The following is a 19804-nucleotide window of genomic DNA, read 5'->3' as shown; positions in this document are numbered from 1 at the left end:
TATCTCCTTTTTCCAGTGTTTACGCTTTTTCTTCAGCCGACTCGTCTTTTCCCGGGAAGAGCAGGCTAGCGACAATACCGATTACCAACACCACCATCACAACCAGCAGGCTGGTGTTGGCGCTGATGCTGTATCCATGGTGGAACAAGTGGTCAGTTGCGTTCAGGCCCAGCTTGATCGCGATGAAGAACAGCAGTGCGATAACCGCTTTCTCCAGGTGGACCAGATAGCGCTTCAGAGCTTCAAGTACGAAGTACAGGGTACGCAGACCCAGAATCGCGAACAGCATGGCCGAGAATACGATCAGCGGCTCGCGGCTCACGGCGATGATTGCCGGTACGGAGTCGAATGCGAACAGTACGTCGGAGATTTCAGCCACGACCAGACACAGGAACAGAGGGGTCGCAAAGATCGCGCCCTTGGCAGCCAGGGTGATGCCACTGTTCTCGGGCTTCTTGATTTCCTCTTCCAGGACTGAGCGACTTACGAAGAAATTGTTGCCGTGCAGCTTTGGCCACACCGGGAACAGTTTCTTGGCGAAGCGATACGCCATGTGCTGGGAGTAGTCGATTTCTTCGTCGTCGTTATCGCCAGCCCTGAGCATCATGATGGCTGTCCAGGCAACGATTACCGCAAACACCACTTCGACCCACGGGCCCAGAGCCAGAAGGCCTGTACCGATGGCGACGAAAATGCCGCGGAAGACAATGGCACCGATGATGCCCCAGTACAGAACGCGATGGCGCAGGCCATCCGGGATCTTGAACCAGGCGAACAAGGCCATGAACACGAAGAGGTTATCGACGCTCAGGACTTTTTCCAGTGCATAACCGGTCACGAACAGCGTGGCGACTTCAGAGCCGTGCTGAACGTACAGGAAACCGGCGAATGCCAGCGAGATGGCCACCCAGAAAATCGACCAGGCCGATGCCTGGGTCAATGTGATCGGCTTGTTTCCCCGGTGAGAAAACATGTCGACGGCCAAGGCCGAGATGGCCAGGCCGATAAAAACGGCCATGGTAAGTGGAGGGAAGCCTAGAGCGGTGCTTTCCATTTAACTGCGTTCCTCAAAGGGGGTAAAAATTACAGGTCGAAATCGGACGGGTTCAGGCCAAGCTCGTTACAGATAGAACGGCAAACTGCACGTTCCTTCTCGTCGAAGCTGCCATCTGCACCACCGATGGCACAGCAGACACGTACCAGCAAACGGGCAGCATCTTCTTTTTTCTTGATCTTGCCGATGGTTTTCAGCGCTTCGGCACGGCCGATCTCGACATCGAAGTCGAACTTGGCGCATGCCTCCTGAAAAGCCTGGATGACGTCTTTCATGTCAAAAACTTTCAGTTCCTGAGAGTTCTGAATGAAGCCAGCCATTTTCTGTTTTTCACTGGAGCTGATATCGCCATCGGCTGCAGATACCAGGGCACAACCTGAAACCACTGCATCCATGAACTCACGATTCTTGAACTTCGAGACTTCGGAAGCAAGCTTGTCACGAGCTGCTGTTGCGTTTGTTTTCAACCAGTCCAGCATTTCAATCCCCTACGAGGCAGCCAGGCCGCCTCAGAAAAAATCAATCGTGTTGTTTACTTGGAACCCGCGGCCCAGCGCATGCCCCAGCTGTAAGCCTTGTCCATGTTGCTGTGACCATTGTGGAAGTCCACACGGCGGGTCACCTTGACGGCACCGTTGTCGTTTTCCAGCAGCGCGATTGCACACATGCCCTGACGACCGCCTTCCTCGTTGAGGCGAACCTCGATAGGTGGCTGGCCCGGAGCGTGGATGGTGACAACACCGTCGGTCTCCTTCCAGTTCGGCGCACCTTCATAGATGAATGCGTAAACCAGAATGCGACGAATCTTGCCCCAGTGCGCACCGTTGATATGCAACCACTCGCCATCACTGACGGAGCCTGTACGGTCATCACCCATCAACTTGATGAAAGGCTCGGTGTTGAGCGATCCGAACGAATTACCCAAAGCCTGGACTGCGCCTTTGTAACCGTCCTGTAACTCGAACAGGCAGCCTACATCAAGGTCGATCGCATTGCTCTTTTTCATCGAAAAGAAGCCACCGCCCTTGCTCTCGCTACGGCGGTTCCAGTTCAGGTTGACCCTGATCTCGCCGAAGCCGGCACTGGTTTTTTCCAGACTGACGGAAGCACGTGCCTTGTCCAGAGTGATCTTGCTGAGGTTGACCGTGGGCTTGGGCGCGGGAGCGGCTGCAGGTGCAGGTGCAGGTGCAGGTGCAGGTGCAGGTGCAGGTGCAGGAGGCTCGGCTTGCGGCGCCGCGACTTCAACACCGAAGTTCTTGGCCAGAGGCTCAAGGCCACCGGCAAAGCCCTGGGCAACACAACGGAACTTCCATACGCCCTGACGCAGATAGAACTCGCCGAGAATAAGCGCGGTTTCCTTCATGCCACTGGTAGGAATGACCGATTCGATGCCACCTGTGATCGTCAGGGCCAGACGCGACACGCTGTCGAAGCTGGCCTTGTTTTCATAGATGGTCGCAGTGAGCGCGACCTTCTCGATGGCAGCATCCAGGCGGCCCGGATCAAGGCTGAATACGGCACGGCCAGACGACGCTTCCGTCAACTGAACCGCACCGCCACTCACGCTCTTCTGACCGAAGAAACACATGTCCTGATCGCCGCGGACCTTGCCGGAACTGGTCAGCAGGAACGCGGAGACATCGATGTCCGCGCCCGCTAGAGGGGAATAGCTGACGTCGACCGTCAATGGGCCAGCAGCTACTGGCGCATTTGCGCCTGGGACAAGTTGAGTCATGCGCGTACTGCTCCAATGGCCAGATCGACCAGATCGTCTGCAGTGCGGCCATTGGTGGCCTGACCTACAGCGGTGAAATCCCAGCCGCTGGAAGTACGTGACAGATAGGACATCACCACGCCAGTGTGCTGGCCTTTTTCAGACAGGTCGAAACGGCCCAGCTCATTGCGGGTACCGAGATCAACGATACGGCAGTAGGCATTGGCGACTTTTTCAAAGTTCTGACCGGTAAACGAGTTGACGGTGAACACCAGATATTTCACGGCTGCTGGCAGTTTTTCCAGATCGACGCTGATGGTTTCGTCATCGCCCGCGCCTTCACCGGTACGGTTGTCGCCGGAGTGGTGGATGGCACCGTCACGCGATTGCAACTGACGGAACCAGACCAGATCGAGAGGCTTCTTGTCGGCATCGAGCATGATGCAGGAAGCGTCCAGGTCGATATCACCGCCACCGCCGCCCAGCAGTTTACCGAAGAAACCGCTCGGCTTTTCAGGGTCCCATCCCAGGCCCATGCTGACTTTTTTGAGGCCTGTACCAGCGGTTTTCTCAAGAGAAATCGTCTGGTTTTTTGCCAACGAGAGTGCCATTTTTCGCTCCATGTGAACTACGGAATTCGGATAAAAGTGTTACAGCCTTACCGCGATGGGCCATCAATGCCATCCCGATTATGTAACTTGGCGTTAACAGGGCCTTTATAGCGGCCTCGACGCCACGCTGGATGGAACAAACGCCAGTGCGCATCCTGTGCTGCCGCCAGTAATTCATGGTCGCCGCGCGTATCGCCCCAGGCCCGCACCCGGAACTGCGAAAGCGGGCCATAAACACCCTCAAGACGCATCACCTTGGAGTCGCAGCGACAGTTGCTGCCCTCGATCAGGCCGGTGAGCTTGCCGTCGATCACTTCCAGATTGGTGCCAATCAGCTCGACTTTCAGGCGATTTGCGAAAGGTTGCAGGACCATAGCAGGCGATGCTGAACATAGCGTGACAATGGCGCCCTTTTCGATTTCCGCAGCAACGGACTCCAGCGCCGCAGGGCGCATCAGGCGTGTCCAGTACAGCTCACAGAACGCTTCAGCCTTCTGTTGCAGCCATTGCGCGTCCACGCCGGTCAGAAAGGCCTTGATCAGACGGCCCTTGAGCTCATCTCGTGTCACACGCTTGGCCAGATAGCCCAGGCTCGGCAGAACCAGCCTGGCCATGCGGATGGAAAAGGCACGCTGCCCAAAAGCGAATTTGAGAAATGGGACAAAGCTGTCATGGCGGGTCAGTGTCCCGTCAAAATCGAACACCGCCAACAGGCGTTGCTCCACTTCCACTTCAAGATCAGGCTCTATCATCTAGCTAACTGCCTCAGCGAGTCGAATGCTGGCATCCACGATCGAAGCGGGAGTCGGCAGGACTCCGTGCCATTTGGCGCGCTCCATGATGTGGGTTGCCCATTTGTAATGAGTGGCCGGTTCACACATCGCATCGTTGTACTTGAACACCGCCGGAGCGACAGAGTTCAAAATCATCCGTGCGCAATTCAGGTCTTCCAGGCTCACCCGAAACGCATTCTGAATGATATTGACCTGCGAGGGGTGGATTGCTGTCTTGCCCACCATACCGTTGGAGATATCCAGCACCAGTTCCTGCTCCATGATGTCGGGCGTCGCCAGTTGCTCGAAGACGGGAGCCGTCAAGGCGAACCCCTGCGACCCCATCACCCCGGCCAGCATCGGAATGACATACCCCATCGGCGTGCCATACAGCGTCATGGCCGGATTGCGGCGCAGCCCGAGACAGCCCATCAGATCGTTGCCACCAATGCGCAAGGCGATGATCCGCTCGCCCAGATTGACCTTGAGTGCCTGCCCCAGTTCGACCATGGCCGTCGGGTTGAACACTTCAGGCGTCTCCAGTGTAGGCATCAAAGCCAGGTCTGGATTGGTAACAGCATCCTCCCAGCTTGTCAGACTTTGCAGCGAGAGCTTGGGAACAACGAACCCGTCGACGTGGGCCATAAGCGGCCAGTCATTGAGAATCTTCGCCATTGCCGCATCGCGAGGGCGCACGAACAGCAGCGGGCCATTGTCTGGCCGACCGCCACGATCCTGGATGCGCGTCAGCACATTGCGCAGGTTGACCAGCGCGGTCTCGACATCGATAAGGGCGACGGCATCTTCCAGACATACGACCAGCGAGCGCAATTCGGGGATCTTCTCTCCGAATACCACATCGAGAATGTCGTCGCGGGTTGCAGGCATATACAGCGTTGCACCCAAAGCATAAGGCGAAGGTATGGCCATTAGCTGAGACTCCGAATGATGGTTACCGCCCGATAGGGCCCCAGGGCATTTCCGGCTTCTTCGACAGGGATGCCCGCTTTTTCGGTCAGGTGCATGAGTAATTGCACATCGCTGTCAGTGGTATTGCGCACCAGCACATGATCGGGCACCCGGCGCATGACAGCACGGGTCGCCTCGGCAATCCCGGGTTTCACACGATTGAGGTTATTGACCCCGAACCGCTCGGCCAGGCTGTCGACAACCTGCCGGGCTGCGGTCTTGAGTTCGATACGCTGGCCGGGAGCCCAGGGCAGAGCCGGGGTCACGCTGCTCAAGCCCCGGCGCTGGCTTTCGATCCGTTCGATGAACGAGCGGGTCACGTCATGTTCCTGCAGGTGATCGTAAACGACACACCCATGCAGCCCGCCATCAGCAGGCCATATGGAGCGCGACACCAGCCCGGACACCGTGGCGCCCAGAATGCCGGACGGTATGACCCAGTCCTCCGAGGACGCCGCCAGCCACGCACTGCCGCACGGGTCGGCCAACACAACCAGACGCGGCTCTTCGGGGAACCGGACATCGCCCGCCAGACTGCGCTTGATCTCCCCGGAAATCGCGCCCTTGCCGGTCCAGCCATCCACGAAAACAATGTTCTGGGCACCATGGGCCTGAATGATGGCCTCAAGCGCAACCGAGTCGATCCCACGGTCACGAATGATGCTGATGCCATAGTGATGCGTTTCACGCCCCAGTTCGATCAAGGCCCGACGCAACAAGACCCCCAACGGCAAACCGGCGCGTACGAATGACACCAGAATGATTTCAGGTCCCTGACAAGCCTGATCGAGAGCCAGCGCCAGCGCCTGCACGTCGGTCGCCATGCGCACGCCGTTCTGCATCAGCGCACGCTCGAACAAGGCACAATGAGCCTCGCCGGGCGCGGACTCCTGGCTGATCATTTCCGAATAATGCTTTTGCTTCGTCTGGATCAGACGTTCTTTTTCTTCGACATCGGTGGTGTCCATCTCGATGCCGCGCAGCAGAAAATGCACGTCATCCGCGAGATAGCTACCGCTGCCCACCGTATCGAGCCCGTGAACGGGATTACTCATGCGCAGCACCGGCGAACATCCTGGCCAACTGACTGCGGGCAGGCGTTGCCCACCAGTGACACTCGTCCATGAAACCCAGGTCGGTGATGCTGTCACCAAAGCCCAGCACCGGGCGCTCGCCATTGACGGCCTGATCGCGACGTAACCATTCCTGAACGGCGTAACGCTTGGCCAACCCGTTGGGCAGGAACGCCAGATTGTTGCCGTTGCCATGCACATGCATGTCATCGAGCAGGCCACGTGCCTGCACTTCGGCCAGCACGCGAGTCAGGATGCTGTCATCGCTTTCGTTATGCTTGGTCACTACATAATGGAAAAGATTCGCCTCCTCCACTACCCAGCCGCGCAACGAAACGCCCATTTCCTGACCAATGGCCAAGGTGGCAGCGCTCAGTTCATGCAAACGCCCCTGATAAGCGGCCAGGGTCTGTTTCATCTGCGCATTCCAGTCGCTGTCCAGGCGGCCGCCAGCATCGAGCATCACACCGCCATGTGAGCAGATGGCGCCAGCACTGAAGGGCAACTTCACCCGGCTATAGGCCTCGACACTGCGCGCCGTGACCGGCACTACATCGGAATGGGCCAGCAGCCAGTTCACGAAGGACTTCTGCACATTGGTCATGTAGCCATTGGCATTGCCTGTGAGGTCAACGGTCGCGACATGCTTCTCGATACCGGGAGCTGTCTTGCGGGCGGTCTGGAACAGGGTGTCGTCCAGATCCACGAATATCAGCGGGCGTTCGTTACTCATCACAGATGACCTCGGCATTCAGCGCTTCGACCAGTTCGGCAGGCACGGCCTGCTGAGGGGTTTCAGTGCAGATCAGTACGCGATCGAACTGACCGGGCCGTACGTTGTAGAGAAAATTGGGAATACCCAGCCCGTAGTTGTCGGAGAACGACAGTGCATGATCGATGGCATGCCCCAGAGCGATGGGTGAACGGCTGGTGGAGCTGAAATGCACATCCGCACCGGCCTTTTCCAGGCGCTCGGCCAACAGGAATGGGCGCCAGACGAACTCGCTGGTACCGACCACCAGCACACGCTCGCCCTTGGCGACCTGAATACCCGGCGCCAGGGTGTCGGCCACGGAGCGCACACCGAGACGTCCCCAGTCATTGGCGGTAACCAATGGCCAGTCACCCATGGCAACAGTGCCGACTTCCGGCATGTCCGGCAGTGGCGCAGCCAGATCCTCGGCGAAGGAGTAGGAACCCTGCAGCAGCGAAACCTGCTCGGCCACATTGCCCATCGTGGTACTGACCGCACCGGCCGACCAGTCGGTCAATACGCAAGTCACGACACGCTCGACCTTGCTCAGCCCGGCCTCGACCAGCGCCCTGTACAGATTGATGAATGTCTTGCCGGTGGAAGCTTCGTCATCGACCAGTACCAGCGAACGAGCGCCAAGCATCATTTCGCGCAGCGCAGGGTCGGTGGGCAAGTGAATCAGGTGGGCACTGGCGTGGCTGTGCTCCTCCTCGAAACGGGCGAACAGCTCGGTGCCGGTCGGGTGACGGGTGCTGACCAGATACAGCGAGTCCGGGCGCGATTCGCTATAGGCACGATGCACGCCGGCCCCAAGCCCGACTGCCGTCTCGGCCATGCCGATGACCAGCACCGGGCCCGGGAGATCAGCAGGGATCTTGTGCGCAAGGTCCTGAAAGCTTTTGAGCATGACACCGGGACGCACCGGAATATGTCGCCCCAGCACTCGGGAAACAAAGAGAAACGCCCGCTTGGGATTGCGTCGCTCGGCAAAGCCGAACAGTGAGTCCGGAGCAATGGTGGACGAATCGACCATCACGTCGAGACGACCACGAAGCAGATCAGCGCGAAGCCTTGTAGGGGTTGAAAGAGCTGAGCTGCTGTCCATCGATAGATTCCTGGTTAACGGGGCCAATGCCCCTGGCGCCTGCCCCGTATCCCGAAGGGAAGCGGTCGTTATGTGCGCGAGGCCTCAAGAAGCCAGAGCGCCGACTGGGCAGAGCGTGTAATTTCAGTCGTGGTGTACGTCCTCTCGGGACGGGCATGGGATGCCGTTACGCGACAGGCTTCCAGAAAAGACAGAAGCAATGCCGACTTCACCGCGAAATTCATGTTCTGTGCATCCGGCACACTTGAGGTCACCATCCCGATAACCGCGCCACCGTTGTCGAACAGTGGACTGCCACTGGAGCCCGGCTGAATGGGCGCCGTGAACTGAAACAGGCTGGCATCGCTGTGCAAGCCGAACAGACCGGATATCCCGCCTTGAGTCACTTGCAGGCTACCACCGGAAATCGAAGCCAGTGGATAACCCAGCGCAACCACCGTATCGCCCGGCTCTGCACCCTGGCCCTCACGAAACGTGACCGGCTTGAGCGGCGAAGCACCTTGCACCCGCAGCAATGCGATGTCGTTTCGACGATCGACCACCACTGGCTCGACCTTGAAGCGCCCTTCCAGCGAACTGATATACAGCACGCTCATGTCTTCAATGACATGGGCACACGTCATCACATGGGAAGGCCCGACCACAAACGCGGTGCCTGTAGCCGACTGATGATGACCGCCCGGAGAGTTGATGGAACTGCGCCGAGGATGATGATCATTGACGTCCAGGCCGATCTTGCGTCCAAACGCTGCCAGTCCGTAGGCAGAACCTTCATGCAGCGCTCGAAACTTCCATTGATCGTTGCGCTGGTAAAACTCACCGATGATGATCGAAGCCTCACCGTTGTCCCGCAGATCTGCCTGGACTTCGATTTCCTTGTCGATCACCAGTCGCAAGCTGGAAATATCACGAATCGGTCCGGTGGCGGCATAGACGTAAACCATCACCAGAACACGATCACTGCCAGCGGGCAGGCGATCCAGCTTGAGCGAGCAACCGACACGCTCTGGTCCGTCGCTCCACTCCATCCAGTTCTGTTCGCGGTGCAGCAATGCCGGATCGCCCTTGGGCTGACGTTTTTCGTCAACCGGCAGCAAGGCTACCGCGACGTATTCGCCGAATACCGAAGCCTTTCCGCTTTCCAGCAACCACGTGCAATGTGCATTCGCAATTGCTGTATTTGCGCCCGGTGCCAACACTTTCATGCCCAATCCTCCCTGATAAGAGCAATTTAATAGCAAAAAACTATTATCCCGATCAAACCGAAGCCAGTACAGCCACGGTTATCGCCTTGACCCGGATATTATCCAGCCAATGTGTTTCCGGTTCTTTCAGCCCAAGCCGACGAGTCGCGAAAATTCCCGGCAGATTGACACCCATTTCCCGTGTGTAACCAATACCGCCCGAGTAGCGAGGATTGATTTCAAGCAGGTGCGGCTTGCCGTCGGCATCGTCACGGGTCTGCACGTTGATCAGGCCATCGCAGCCAAAATGCTCGGCCGCCTGCACTGCCAGCCGGACAGCCTCGCTGTCGCGCTCGAAAGTCTGGTTCATGCCCTGCTTGCGCCGACCGACGAAGGCCACGGCCTTGCCATGCTCACAGACCATATCCACCGAACATTCACTGCCCGGCATATACGGCATGAGCAGCATGGGCGGCCTGTCATCCGATTGGCGATAGGCGTTCAGATAAGCCTCGAAGCTGGTTTCCCGAGCGTCAGGATTGGCGAAGCAACGGAAGTCATCGACACCGGCCTTGAAGCGCCAGAAACCATGCCCGAAAATTCCTACCGTCGGCTTGATGCAGACCTCACCTGTGCGGGACAGTGTTTCGTAGGCTGCCAGCAATTCTTCGGTATTGTTTGCACTGATCCCCGGTATGCAGGCTAGCCCTGCCTGCTCGGCGGCGGCAGTAAAAAGGCTTTTGTCGTCTACATTGAGAAAGGTCTGCATGCTGGTACCGCCGGTAACCAGGTCAAAACCCTCGGCCACGAAACGCTCACGATGTGCCTCATAAAAACTGCCGACACGCCCGGCGATAATGACTTTGACACCCAGTTCACGGGCCGTCTCAAGAACCCAGTCAATGCGCTCAGCGTTATTGCGGGGCTCCTGCAAGGCAACGTCGGCCTGCCCGGTAATTTCCGAGCGATCCTGGCGATGGGAAGCGATAATCCGCACCGATGCCGGCAAGGCATCACGCGCGCCCATGATGACTTCGCGCTGGCTGGACTGCCCTTCAAGGAACCAAATCATGTGACTCTCCAGAAGACAAAGCAGCTTTCTAAGCAGCTTTGTCGAATTTTGTAATAACTGTTTTGCTTCAAAATGTTCGGATTAGGGCAAAGTCACGCCATTTTTCACTAGGGGACAATGACATGAAGTGGCTCAAGCGGTCGATTTGGCTTTTGGTTTTCGTTGCATTCGGGATCGGCGCACTCAGCCTCTACTACGTCTTGCCGCGTCATGATGTCGTGATGGTCACGGGTGTGGAAGTAAAAAGAATGGACGCAGACGGCGTGATCAACGCCGACAACGTGGCCGACGGCCCGACCCGCGATGTCTACTTCATCAACACCGAAGACCCGGACACCAAGAAAGTCGTGGTCTACCGCAACGAAGACACCGGCTGGAGCTTCCCGTGGTACTTCAAGTTCGACTCGGCAGATATCCAGGCCAAGGCCCAGGGCTATTCCCGTGACTCGCAGCAACTGGCACTGATCCGCTACTACGGCTGGCGCATCCAGATCCTGTCGATGTTCCCCAACATCACCGAGATCGAAATCACCAGCAACCGCGACCAACCGTTCCCGATCTTCAACGCGATCTTCTTCAGCGTGCTGATTCTGCTGGTGCTGGTCGTGGTGATTGTGGTCAAGCGCCGGTTTCGCAAGCAGCCGCGGGTGGATGGGGTTGTGAGGGGGTAGGAATTTATTTGCGACGGGCAAGTTCATCCGGCAGAGATATGGCGTTTGGGGTGTGCCGTCTCGCGAATGAATTCGCTCCTACCGGGAAGTACAGAAACCAAAAGCCCGATCAGTGATGATCGGGCTTTTGGTTTTATGCCGTCAGATACAGCCGTTGCTTCGACTGTGATTCAACGGCAGTTAGCTGGACGGTACTGGGCAATGATTGTGCCCGTATTGCATGTCCAGTTAATAGTGTTGTTAGTAGTGCCGGCGGTGACAGGACTCAACACGAAAGTCTGGTTGCGAATTACCGTGTTAACAGGCGCATCGTTACGTGAAAGCGCAGTAATAACACCGTTCGCGATTGTAACACTTGCAGTGTAAGTGCCAGATGCGCCGCCATATCCTGCAGCAGCGTTATCGGCGGGAAGCACGCCAGTTGTCTGGAAAGATTCAGTAACGGCAACCTTAGCACCATCCGTGAGCGCAGCAAGCTCCGCTACTTGAGCACGGATTGTGTAGTCCTGATATGCAGGGATGGCCACCGCTGCAAGAATACCGACGATAGCCACAACGATCATGAGCTCGATGAGCGTAAAACCTTTTTGTACTGTTTTCATGTACTTCTCCGAGGCGTCAATTTTTTAGGTGCCTTACCTGGGTAAAAGCATAGGCCGTGCCAACGCAAGCCAAGCCTCAAGTCATTGACCAAAATCAACTTCTCTTCAACATTTCAACCTTCAGAAATCATCAGAAACTGACAATTTTCGTCACATGCCACACTGCCATTTGGCAGCACAGCCCGACTGCGCTATAAACCTCACACTGTCTGTGTCTGGTGGTTTTATGTCTGATGTCGTCCTCACCGGTCTTGCCAAGCAATTGGTCGAAGCCGAGCTTCTCACTGAAAAAACTGCGCAGCAGGCTTACCAACAGGCACGGCGCGACAAGATTTCGTTGGTCAGCTATCTGGTACAGAACAAACTGGTTAAAAGTCTGGTGCTGGCAGAGTTGGCATCCGATCAGTTCGGCGTGCCCTTTCTCGACCTCAACTGCCTGGACAAGGAAAGCCAGCCCAAGGGACTGGTCAGTGAAAAGCTGGTGCGCCAGCATCATGCCCTGCCTTTATGGCGGCGCGGCAACAAGCTGTTCGTGGGCGTATCGGACCCCACCAACCATCAAGCCGTGACCGATATACAGTTCAGCACAGGCCTCAATACCGAAGCGATTCTGGTAGAGGACGACAAGCTTAGCGACGCCATTGATAAGCTCTTTGACTCTGGCATGGGCTTGGGAGACATGTCCGATGTGGATCTGGGCCTTGATCTCGAACCTGTCGATACCGGAAAAGAGACCACCCTTAGCGGACAAGGTGACGCCGATGATGCTCCGGTGGTGCGCTTCGTCAACAAGATGCTTATGGACGCCATACGCCTTGGGTCTTCAGACCTGCACTTCGAGCCGTACGAAAAAGTCTTTCGCGTGCGCTTTCGTACCGATGGCATTTTGCACGAGGCCGCCAAACCGCCTATCCATCTGGCAAGCCGGATTGCCGCACGCCTGAAAGTCATGGCCAGCCTGGATATCTCGGAGCGGCGCAAACCTCAGGATGGTCGGGTCAAACTGCGCGTATCCAAAAGCAAGGCCATCGATTTTCGTATGAACACCCTGCCGACGCTGTGGGGCGAAAAGATCGTGATGCGGATCCTAGACCCCACCAGCGCCCAGATGGGTATCGATGCGCTGGGGTATGAGCCGGAGCAAAAGGCTCTTTATCTGGAAGCTCTCAAACAGCCGCAAGGGATGATCCTGGTCACAGGCCCGACAGGCTCGGGTAAAACCGTTTCGCTCTATACCGGCCTGAATATCCTCAATACCGTGGATATCAATATTTCTACCGCCGAAGACCCTGTGGAAATCAACCTGGAAGGCATCAATCAGGTCAACGTCAACCCGCGCCAGGGCATGGACTTTTCCCAGGCGCTACGGGCCTTTTTGCGTCAGGACCCGGACGTCATCATGGTGGGCGAGATCCGCGACCTGGAAACTGCAGAAATCGCGATCAAGGCCTCCCAGACCGGCCATATGGTGCTTTCCACCCTGCACACCAATAGCGCGGCGGAAACGCTAACACGCCTGCACCATATGGGCGTCGCAGCCTTTAACATTGCCACGGCTATCAACCTGATCATTGCCCAGCGCCTGGCCCGTAAACTCTGCCCTCACTGCAAAAAAGAGATCGATGTTCCACGGGAAACCCTGCTCAAGGAAGGCTTCCCGGAATCGGAAATCGGCAAGTTCAAGATCTACGGCCCCGTTGGCTGCGATAACTGCAATGGCGGCTATAGAGGCCGGGTCGGTATTTACGAAGTGGTCAAGAAAACACCGGAGCTGGAACGCATCATCATGGAAGAAGGCAACGCATTGGACATTTCAAAACAGATGCGCAAGGACGGCTTCAGTGATTTACGCACTTCTGGCTTGCACAAAGCCATGCAGGGCATTACCAGTCTTGAAGAAGTCAACCGCGTGACCAAGGATTAAACATGGCTAGCAAGGCAGTCAAAGTCACTGTTTACACGTGGGAAGGCCTGGACAAGAAAGGCGCGAAAATGCGTGGTGAGTTGAGCGGCCATAACCCGGCACTTATCAAGGCCCAGTTGCGCAAGCAAGGCATTAACCCCACCAAGGTACGCAAAAAAGCCGTCTCGCTATTCGGTAAAGGCAAGAAGATCAAACCGCTGGATATCGCCTTTTTCTCACGGCAAATGGCAACGATGATGAAAGCGGGGGTTCCGCTGCTACACTCGTTCGACATCATCAGCGAGGGTGCCGAAAACCCGAATATGCGGTCGCTGGTGGACTTCCTGAAACAGGAAGTCTCGGCAGGTAACAGTCTGGCAACGGCTTTGCGGCAAAAGCCCGAATACTTCGACGATCTGTACTGCAATCTGGTGGATGCTGGTGAGCAGGCCGGCGCGCTTGAAAGTCTGCTGGATCGGGTTGCCACCTATAAGGAAAAGACCGAGGCACTCAAGTCCAAGATCAAGAAGGCAATGACCTACCCCATTGCCGTCATGGTAGTAGCCGTGATTGTTACAGGCATTTTGCTTATCAAGGTTGTGCCGCAATTCCAGAGCATCTTTGCGGGTTTGGGCGCGCAGCTACCGACTTTCACCCTTATGGTTATTGGACTTTCAGAGTTCGTGCAGAGCTGGTGGCTTGCCATTATAGGAGCCTTTATAGGCGGCTTTTATATGTTCAAACGCAGCTACAAGCAGTCACAACACTTTCGCGACAGCATCGATCGTTTTTTGTTGAAAGTTCCAGTCTTTGGCCCATTGATTTATAAATCTTCGGTGGCTCGCTACGCACGTACACTTGCAACGACTTTTGCAGCAGGTGTTCCGCTGGTAGAGGCTCTTGACTCCGTGGCTGGTGCAACCGGCAACGTGGTCTTCAAAAACGCGGTCAACAAGGTCAAGCAAGACGTTTCAACGGGGATGCAGCTGAACTTTTCCATGCGCTCAGTAAGCGTTTTCCCAAGCCTGGCCATACAAATGACGGCAATTGGTGAGGAATCCGGGGCACTCGACTCCATGCTCGACAAGGTCGCAACTTACTATGAAGACGAAGTAGACAATATGGTCGACAGCCTGACAAGCCTGATGGAGCCCATGATCATGGCGGTACTCGGTCTTATCGTCGGCAGTCTGGTTATTGCCATGTACCTGCCTATCTTCCAGCTCGGAAACGCTACCTGATATGCCCCTTCTCGATTTCCTGGCCAGCTCCGTGCTGGCCTTCGTTATTTCCACTTTTGTTTTAGGCCTGTTGGTTGGGAGCTTCCTCAATGTGGTGGTTTATCGACTGCCCAAGATGATGGAGCGCGACTGGAAGATTCAGGCCCGGGAAGTACTTGGCTTGCCCGCCGAACCCAAGCCGGACACTTTCAACCTGATCCTTCCTCACTCCAGTTGCACGCAATGCAACCACCGGATTCGCCCTTGGGAAAACATTCCAGTCATCAGTTATCTGGCCCTCGGCGGTAAATGCTCAAGCTGCAAGACACCGATCAGCAAACGCTACCCGCTGGTCGAGTTGGCCTGCGGGATCTTGTCAGGCTATATCGCCTGGCATTTCGGTTTTGGCTGGCAGGCTGCGGCGATACTGGTGCTGAGCTGGGGCTTGTTAGCCATGAGCCTGATCGATGCCGATCACCAGCTACTGCCGGACTCCCTGGTCCTTCCCCTGTTATGGCTGGGGCTTATCGTCAATGCCTTTGGCCTGTTCACATCCCTCAACGATGCCATCTGGGGAGCCGTGGTCGGCTATCTGGCGTTATGGTCGGTGTTCTGGCTGTTCAAATTGCTCACCGGCAAGGAAGGCATGGGTTACGGAGACTTCAAGTTGCTCGGCATGCTCGGGGCCTGGGGCGGCTGGCAGATCCTGCCGTTGACGATCCTTTTATCGTCGCTGGTGGGCGCTGTGCTGGGCGTGATCCTGATGCGCATTCGCCAGGTCGAGGCGGGAACGCCGATTCCCTTCGGTCCTTATCTGGCCATCGCGGGGTGGATCGCTTTGCTCTGGGGTGGTCAAATAACCGACTCCTATTTGCAGTTTGCCGGTTTCAAATGACCAACCCTGCTTTCAAACCCTGGATTCTTGGCCTGACCGGCGGCATCGGTAGCGGTAAAAGTGCGGCAGCACAGTGCTTTATCGACCTGGGCATCCATACCGTGGACGCCGACCATGTCGCCCGCTGGGTGGTCGAGCCCGGGCGTCCGGCACTTGCGCAGATTGCCGAACACTTCGGCGCCGAAGTGCTTCAAGCCAGCGGCGAACTGGATCGTGGCGCTCTGCGCTCACGGATTTTCCAGCACCCTGAAGAACGACGCTGGCTGGAAGCCCTGCTGCACCCGCTGATCAATCAGGAAATCGTCAGCTATCTGGCCCAGGCGCAATCGCCTTACGCGATTCTGGTTTCGCCGCTGCTGATCGAGTCCGGGCAATACAAGATGGTGCAACGGGTTCTGGTGATCGATGCTCCCGAAAACCTGCAAATAGAACGCACCATGCAGCGCGATGGCTCCAGTCAGGAGCAGGTCCAGGCCATTCTCAAGGCTCAGGCACAGCGCGAAGAGCGACTGCGTCACGCCGACAATGTGCTGATCAACGATCGCGACCCGGCGTGGCTGAAAAGCGAAGTCGAGCGCCTGCATCACTTTTTTCTTACTTTGCGTGGAGGCCAATCGTGAGCCAACCAACAATCGTCCAATGCCCGACCTGTGGCGCCCCGGTGGAATGGAGCGCCGCCAGCCCTGCCCGGCCGTTCTGCTCCGCACGCTGCAAGCTGATCGACCTGGGCGCCTGGGCGTCCGAAGAACATGCGATTCCGGTCAGCCCGGATGCCGAGGACGAACTGTTCTCCGGTGATCTCGAGCGTCCGCTACGCGATCACTGACCCTGCCGTTCAAGCGCGGCCAGTAACTGCTCGGCACTGCTGAACTGTTGCTGGCTCACCAGTTGCCCGTCGCGCAACTGCAACCACAGCACCTTGTCTTCATCCCCCGCATACTGCGGCACGATGCGCGCATCCCGGTCGAGGATCACGCGATAGGAGTAATCGCGCATCTTGGGGATCGCGAACAGACTGGCAATCACGCTGGGCATCTTCTGGATATCGGCCACAAACACCGTTTGCCGCGACTCCAGAAAACCCTTGGGCTTATCCTTGAGCGCAGCACTGACCAGCTTGGCCGCGTCCATGCTACGGGCGACCAGAAGCGTCTGAGTCTGGCTGTTCAGGGTGTAGGGCTGATCGTACTGGTCCAGCAGTGTCCAGGGCGTGAGTCGATCACCGACCTGCAAAGCCTGGGCGGTCAGCGGCAGTAAAGCCAGAAGCAGAATGGGCAAGAGTTTCAATGTGCGAGTCCTTGAACATGAATGACAATGGGCATGAATGCTTTCACAGACATGCCCACCCAAGTCAACCATCAAGCGTGTTGTGGGAAGGGCCTTGGCCGCGACGACTGCTTGAAAGCAACACATTTTCGGCGCTTTCAAACTGCTGTCGCGGCCAAGCCCCCTCTCACGGATCCCGGCTTAAAACTCAGACATTGAAACGTCTCAGCAAACGATCCTGCTGATCCACCTGCTCCACCATCAAAGCACACTGACGCACCTGAACTTCGGCACTGGCCGCAACTTCATGACTGATATCGCGGATATTGGTGGTGTTGAGGTTGATCTCTTCAGTGGTCGCGCTCTGCTGTTCAGCCGCCGTCGCAATCTGCATGTTCATGTCATTGATACGGATGATTGCCCGACGGATATCCGTCAGCATCTCATTGGCAGCGCCCGCTTCTTCAGCCGTCTTGCTGGCACTGTCGCGGTTCAGTTGCATACGCGACTCGGCTTGCTTAACGCCGGTCTGCAACTGATCAATCATCTGACGAATTTCCTGAGTCGATTGCTGGGTACGCGAGGCCAGGGAACGAACCTCATCGGCCACCACCGCAAAACCACGCCCGGACTCACCCGCCCGCGCCGCTTCGATGGCCGCGTTCAAGGCCAACAGGTTGGTCTGCTCGGCAATGCTGTTGATCACCGACAGAATCGATTCGATATTCTGGCTGAGCCTGGCCAGCTCGGTAATCGCCTGACTGGCTTCATCCATCTCCACGGCCAGCGTCTTGATCGCCTCGGTCGAACGCGACACCACACGCACACCGCTGTCGACCTCTTCATTGGCCGAGAGCGCCGCCTGAGCTGCAGCCTGGGCGTTGCGCGCCACCTCTTCGGCCGTGGAAGCCATCTCCTGCATGGCCGTGGCCAGTTGATCAAGCTCCTGCAACTGTCTTTGCAGGCGACCATCAGCCTGGTTGGCTTCGCCGGAAGTACGGTTGGTGCTTTCATGAACCTGCTTCGAGCTGCCCATGACCTGAACGATCAGGGTCTGCAGGCTTTCCATGAAGCGATTGAACTCACGGGACAACAGGGCAATTTCATCGGTGCCGGAATCGGGCAAACGTCGGGTCAGGTCGCCTTCACCGCTGTTGATTTCCCGCAAGGAGGTATGGAGCAGATCAAGGGGTTTGAGCAGTCGCTTCATCAGCGCGCCCAGCACCAGCAAGCTGATAAGCACACCCAGCAGCGTGGCAATAGCCGCTCGCCAGCTCAGGCTATTGGCCTCTGCCATGACGATGCTGTTATCCAGTACGACGCCGATGTACCAGTTCATACCCTTGAGGTTGGACAGCGGAGTAAAAGACACCAGCAGGTCCTTGCCAGAGGCACTGACTGGCTGCAGCCTGTTCTCCAGGGCCGGGTTCTTGCCCTCGAACAGCTCGCTGTAGTTCTTGCCGTTCAAAGCACTGTTCGGGTGAGAGATGATGTTGCCGCTGCTGCTCATCAGAAAAGCGTAACCAGCACCGTTGAAGTCCATGGTGTTGATCGTATCGGACACGCTTTTCAAACGGACATCACCGCCGATCACACCGAGAAACGCGCCGGCACCTCGCAAGGGTGTAACGGCAGAAATCAGCGTTTCTCCGGTTGTGGAGTCGACATAGGGTTCGGTGAGCACAGCCTGGCTGGCTGCCTTGCCAACTGCATACCAAGGGCGTGTACGCCCATCCCAGTCAGGTTTCGGCTTCCAGGACTCCAGGTTCTTGATGGGCTTGCCATCGCTCTGCAAGGCGCCAAAAACCAGAATGAATTCATCCTTGAGCAGAGGGCTGCCAATCAGGTGCTGAAGGTTCTGGGTGCTGTAGTTGCTGTCGATATTCTGGCTCAACAGATCCATGAGCTTGAGCTTGGAGTTCAGCCAGTTCTCGATCTGTCTGGCGAGTGTATTGCTCGACTCGGCAATGCTTGCCGATACCTGACTGTGAAGAGTGTCACGAACCTTTGCGACCTGCGTCACCGACAACAAACTGGTGGTACAGAACAGTACGAAAGCTGCGGCAAGGCCAGCCTTATGGACAATCTTCATCAAGTCGCTCCGTGCGTTTAGAAAGAAGATTCATCGTAAACAGGATGGTAGCCATATGCAATCAAGCGTTTGATTGATATAGAGCTTTTGTACTATGTCTGTTTTGAATTTGAATTTTCGTGAATACCGAAAAGCATGCTTGTAAACGACAAAGAATGCCAACCCACGACAGAATTCAACGATTAGAAGAGATTTCCAGAGTAATAATCTCTTTTGCAACCACCCGGAAATGTCCCGGAATTCCCCCGCCTACAAAGGAGAAATAGTACCCAGCAGACCAATGCCGATGGTGAGGATCAAAAAACCAATCAGGAAGAATGCAAGCTTAGCCATCTCAGGCCTCCTACAGGAACAGATGTGCGATACAGCACGTGGCAGACGCCTCGGGGAGTACTGCGGTGTGGAGATTGTGAGGTGGGGATGGGTTGCGGTACAGATTCAGGTGGTGGAGAAAAATGCGGATCAGATCGAATGCATAAATGCAGGGATCAGTATGAAACTGCACAGAATCACAGTTCAAAAAATGGGGTGAGCGAATCTTAAATAACGCTCACCGGACACGTTCATTTTTTCCTGGCTTTCATTTCTGCCTGCGGATCATCACAGCCTGGTCTTTGGCAAGGTTGAGCAGAAGCGTTTCCTGTAACTATAAAGCTTCCTTTTCGCTGCCCATCTTTTGCGCACTTGTCACACCAGACCTCAGATGTATTATCTCGAGCTTCAACATTTCCTGTTTGCATAAAAACTCCTTAAGTTTTCATAAAGCTTTACGGACTGACGATTTATTTAAATCAAGAAACTCTTCCACACACGAAAGTCTATCTGAACGCACAAACCTTCAGCGCT

The 19804-nt window shown here is 56.3% G+C and carries 21 protein-coding genes and 1 pseudogene; 6 read left to right on the top strand and 16 right to left on the bottom strand.

Annotation, left to right across the window (positions count from 1 at the left end; translation table 11 throughout):
• Positions 1-19: 19 nt before the first annotated feature.
• The 11 genes from Q6A51_RS19825 to Q6A51_RS19775 all read right to left on the bottom strand — a co-directional run bounded on the left by Q6A51_RS19825 (position 20) and on the right by Q6A51_RS19775 (position 10309).
• Positions 20-1054, bottom strand: coding sequence for a TerC/Alx family metal homeostasis membrane protein (locus tag Q6A51_RS19825; RefSeq protein ID WP_304575541.1), 1035 nt, complete (start codon positions 1052-1054; stop codon positions 20-22).
• A gap of 29 nt (positions 1055-1083) precedes the next feature.
• A complete protein-coding gene (locus Q6A51_RS19820; protein WP_201005840.1) occupies positions 1084-1533 on the bottom strand; it encodes a tellurite resistance TerB family protein in 450 nt (149 codons plus the stop codon).
• Between the two features lie 53 nt (positions 1534-1586).
• Complete coding sequence (locus Q6A51_RS19815) at positions 1587-2789, bottom strand: TerD family protein (protein ID WP_304575540.1); 1203 nt, start codon at positions 2787-2789, stop codon at positions 1587-1589.
• Positions 2786-3379 carry a TerD family protein gene (locus tag Q6A51_RS19810; RefSeq protein ID WP_201018767.1) on the bottom strand — a complete coding sequence of 198 codons (594 nt, stop codon included), beginning with the start codon at positions 3377-3379 and terminating at the stop codon, positions 2786-2788. The genes Q6A51_RS19815 and Q6A51_RS19810 overlap by 4 nt, the downstream gene beginning before the upstream one ends.
• 47 nt (positions 3380-3426) lie before the next feature.
• Entirely contained in the window at positions 3427-4131 is a 705-nt protein-coding gene (locus Q6A51_RS19805; RefSeq protein ID WP_201018766.1) for an HAD-IB family hydrolase, read from the bottom strand.
• Positions 4132-5082: an HpcH/HpaI aldolase/citrate lyase family protein gene (locus tag Q6A51_RS19800; RefSeq protein ID WP_201005848.1), complete on the bottom strand. Its 951-nt coding sequence runs from the start codon at positions 5080-5082 to the stop codon at positions 4132-4134.
• A complete protein-coding gene (locus tag Q6A51_RS19795; protein WP_201018765.1) occupies positions 5082-6176 on the bottom strand; it encodes a cysteine protease StiP domain-containing protein in 1095 nt (364 codons plus the stop codon). Before Q6A51_RS19795 ends, Q6A51_RS19800 begins: the two co-directional genes overlap by 1 nt.
• Positions 6169-6927, bottom strand: a complete 759-nt coding sequence (locus tag Q6A51_RS19790; RefSeq protein ID WP_304575539.1) for an HAD family hydrolase — start codon at positions 6925-6927, stop codon at positions 6169-6171. Before Q6A51_RS19790 ends, Q6A51_RS19795 begins: the two co-directional genes overlap by 8 nt.
• Complete coding sequence (locus Q6A51_RS19785) at positions 6920-8053, bottom strand: phosphoribosyltransferase domain-containing protein (protein WP_304575538.1); 1134 nt, start codon at positions 8051-8053, stop codon at positions 6920-6922. Before Q6A51_RS19785 ends, Q6A51_RS19790 begins: the two co-directional genes overlap by 8 nt.
• 68 nt (positions 8054-8121) lie before the next feature.
• Positions 8122-9258: a trypsin-like peptidase domain-containing protein gene (locus tag Q6A51_RS19780; RefSeq protein WP_304575537.1), complete on the bottom strand. Its 1137-nt coding sequence runs from the start codon at positions 9256-9258 to the stop codon at positions 8122-8124.
• 52 nt (positions 9259-9310) lie between these two features.
• Positions 9311-10309, bottom strand: a complete 999-nt coding sequence (locus Q6A51_RS19775) for an ATP-grasp domain-containing protein (RefSeq protein ID WP_304575536.1) — start codon at positions 10307-10309, stop codon at positions 9311-9313.
• A 122-nt stretch (positions 10310-10431) separates the two neighbouring features.
• On the opposite strand from Q6A51_RS19775, the gene Q6A51_RS19770 reads away from it, so the two are divergent.
• Complete coding sequence (locus tag Q6A51_RS19770; protein WP_201018760.1) at positions 10432-10980, top strand: DUF1523 family protein; 549 nt, start codon at positions 10432-10434, stop codon at positions 10978-10980.
• A 170-nt stretch (positions 10981-11150) separates the two neighbouring features.
• Here Q6A51_RS19770 and Q6A51_RS19765 read toward each other — a convergent pair whose 3' ends face one another.
• Complete coding sequence (locus tag Q6A51_RS19765; protein WP_304575535.1) at positions 11151-11582, bottom strand: pilin; 432 nt, start codon at positions 11580-11582, stop codon at positions 11151-11153.
• A gap of 226 nt (positions 11583-11808) precedes the next feature.
• On the opposite strand from Q6A51_RS19765, the gene pilB reads away from it, so the two are divergent.
• The 5 genes from pilB to yacG are packed head-to-tail and all read left to right on the top strand — an operon-like array spanning position 11809 to position 16426.
• Positions 11809-13506, top strand: coding sequence for a type IV-A pilus assembly ATPase PilB (pilB, locus tag Q6A51_RS19760; RefSeq protein ID WP_304575534.1), 1698 nt, complete (start codon positions 11809-11811; stop codon positions 13504-13506).
• A gap of 2 nt (positions 13507-13508) precedes the next feature.
• Positions 13509-14726 carry a type II secretion system F family protein gene (locus tag Q6A51_RS19755; protein ID WP_304575533.1) on the top strand — a complete coding sequence of 406 codons (1218 nt, stop codon included), beginning with the start codon at positions 13509-13511 and terminating at the stop codon, positions 14724-14726.
• Position 14727: 1 nt separating this feature from the next.
• Complete coding sequence (locus Q6A51_RS19750; protein WP_304575532.1) at positions 14728-15600, top strand: prepilin peptidase; 873 nt, start codon at positions 14728-14730, stop codon at positions 15598-15600.
• Entirely contained in the window at positions 15597-16220 is a 624-nt protein-coding gene (gene coaE, locus Q6A51_RS19745; protein WP_304575531.1) for a dephospho-CoA kinase, read from the top strand. Before Q6A51_RS19750 ends, coaE begins: the two co-directional genes overlap by 4 nt.
• Positions 16217-16426: a DNA gyrase inhibitor YacG gene (gene yacG, locus Q6A51_RS19740; protein ID WP_304575530.1), complete on the top strand. Its 210-nt coding sequence runs from the start codon at positions 16217-16219 to the stop codon at positions 16424-16426. Before coaE ends, yacG begins: the two co-directional genes overlap by 4 nt.
• Here yacG and Q6A51_RS19735 read toward each other — a convergent pair.
• From Q6A51_RS19735 to Q6A51_RS19725, 4 genes and pseudogenes are all read right to left on the bottom strand, one after another.
• Positions 16420-16887, bottom strand: a complete 468-nt coding sequence (locus Q6A51_RS19735; protein WP_304575529.1) for a hypothetical protein — start codon at positions 16885-16887, stop codon at positions 16420-16422. The genes yacG and Q6A51_RS19735 overlap by 7 nt on opposite strands.
• 187 nt (positions 16888-17074) lie before the next feature.
• Positions 17075-17902 carry a methyl-accepting chemotaxis protein gene (locus Q6A51_RS27590; protein WP_405046165.1) on the bottom strand — a complete coding sequence of 276 codons (828 nt, stop codon included), beginning with the start codon at positions 17900-17902 and terminating at the stop codon, positions 17075-17077.
• A gap of 30 nt (positions 17903-17932) precedes the next feature.
• Positions 17933-18958: pseudogene (locus Q6A51_RS27585) on the bottom strand (cache domain-containing protein); the annotation flags it as partial.
• Positions 18959-19521: 563 nt separating this feature from the next.
• Positions 19522-19698 (bottom strand): hypothetical protein, encoded by a 177-nt coding sequence (locus Q6A51_RS19725; RefSeq protein ID WP_221556204.1) that lies wholly within the window; start codon positions 19696-19698, stop codon positions 19522-19524.
• Positions 19699-19804: the final 106 nt, after the last annotated feature.

Source organism: Pseudomonas serbiensis (genome assembly GCF_030580745.1).
GTDB classification, from domain to species: Bacteria; Pseudomonadota; Gammaproteobacteria; order Pseudomonadales; family Pseudomonadaceae; genus Aquipseudomonas; species Aquipseudomonas serbiensis.
Note: the sequence above shows the minus strand (reverse complement) of the source record. Positions and strands in the feature narration are given on the sequence as shown.

Excerpts from the sequence above, each read along its gene's own strand:
- Q6A51_RS19770 (WP_201018760.1), top strand. The coding sequence starts at position 10,432 with ATGAAGTGGCTCAAGCGGTCGATTTGGCTTTTGGTTTTCGTTGCATTC.
- Q6A51_RS19825 (WP_304575541.1), bottom strand. The coding sequence starts at position 1,054 with ATGGAAAGCACCGCTCTAGGCTTCCCTCCACTTACCATGGCCGTTTTT.
- Q6A51_RS19765 (WP_304575535.1), bottom strand. The coding sequence starts at position 11,582 with ATGAAAACAGTACAAAAAGGTTTTACGCTCATCGAGCTCATGATCGTT.
- Q6A51_RS19820 (WP_201005840.1), bottom strand. The coding sequence starts at position 1,533 with ATGCTGGACTGGTTGAAAACAAACGCAACAGCAGCTCGTGACAAGCTT.
- Q6A51_RS19750 (WP_304575532.1), top strand. The coding sequence starts at position 14,728 with ATGCCCCTTCTCGATTTCCTGGCCAGCTCCGTGCTGGCCTTCGTTATT.
- Q6A51_RS19790 (WP_304575539.1), bottom strand. The coding sequence starts at position 6,927 with ATGAGTAACGAACGCCCGCTGATATTCGTGGATCTGGACGACACCCTG.
- coaE (WP_304575531.1), top strand. The coding sequence starts at position 15,597 with ATGACCAACCCTGCTTTCAAACCCTGGATTCTTGGCCTGACCGGCGGC.
- Q6A51_RS19725 (WP_221556204.1), bottom strand. The coding sequence starts at position 19,698 with ATGCAAACAGGAAATGTTGAAGCTCGAGATAATACATCTGAGGTCTGG.
- Q6A51_RS19810 (WP_201018767.1), bottom strand. The coding sequence starts at position 3,379 with ATGGCACTCTCGTTGGCAAAAAACCAGACGATTTCTCTTGAGAAAACC.
- Q6A51_RS19795 (WP_201018765.1), bottom strand. The coding sequence starts at position 6,176 with ATGAGTAATCCCGTTCACGGGCTCGATACGGTGGGCAGCGGTAGCTAT.
- Q6A51_RS19800 (WP_201005848.1), bottom strand. The coding sequence starts at position 5,082 with ATGGCCATACCTTCGCCTTATGCTTTGGGTGCAACGCTGTATATGCCT.
- Q6A51_RS19775 (WP_304575536.1), bottom strand. The coding sequence starts at position 10,309 with ATGATTTGGTTCCTTGAAGGGCAGTCCAGCCAGCGCGAAGTCATCATG.
- Q6A51_RS19780 (WP_304575537.1), bottom strand. The coding sequence starts at position 9,258 with ATGAAAGTGTTGGCACCGGGCGCAAATACAGCAATTGCGAATGCACAT.
- Q6A51_RS19805 (WP_201018766.1), bottom strand. The coding sequence starts at position 4,131 with ATGATAGAGCCTGATCTTGAAGTGGAAGTGGAGCAACGCCTGTTGGCG.
- Q6A51_RS27590 (WP_405046165.1), bottom strand. The coding sequence starts at position 17,902 with ATGGGCAGCTCGAAGCAGGTTCATGAAAGCACCAACCGTACTTCCGGC.
- Q6A51_RS19755 (WP_304575533.1), top strand. The coding sequence starts at position 13,509 with ATGGCTAGCAAGGCAGTCAAAGTCACTGTTTACACGTGGGAAGGCCTG.
- Q6A51_RS19815 (WP_304575540.1), bottom strand. The coding sequence starts at position 2,789 with ATGACTCAACTTGTCCCAGGCGCAAATGCGCCAGTAGCTGCTGGCCCA.
- pilB (WP_304575534.1), top strand. The coding sequence starts at position 11,809 with ATGTCTGATGTCGTCCTCACCGGTCTTGCCAAGCAATTGGTCGAAGCC.
- Q6A51_RS19785 (WP_304575538.1), bottom strand. The coding sequence starts at position 8,053 with ATGGACAGCAGCTCAGCTCTTTCAACCCCTACAAGGCTTCGCGCTGAT.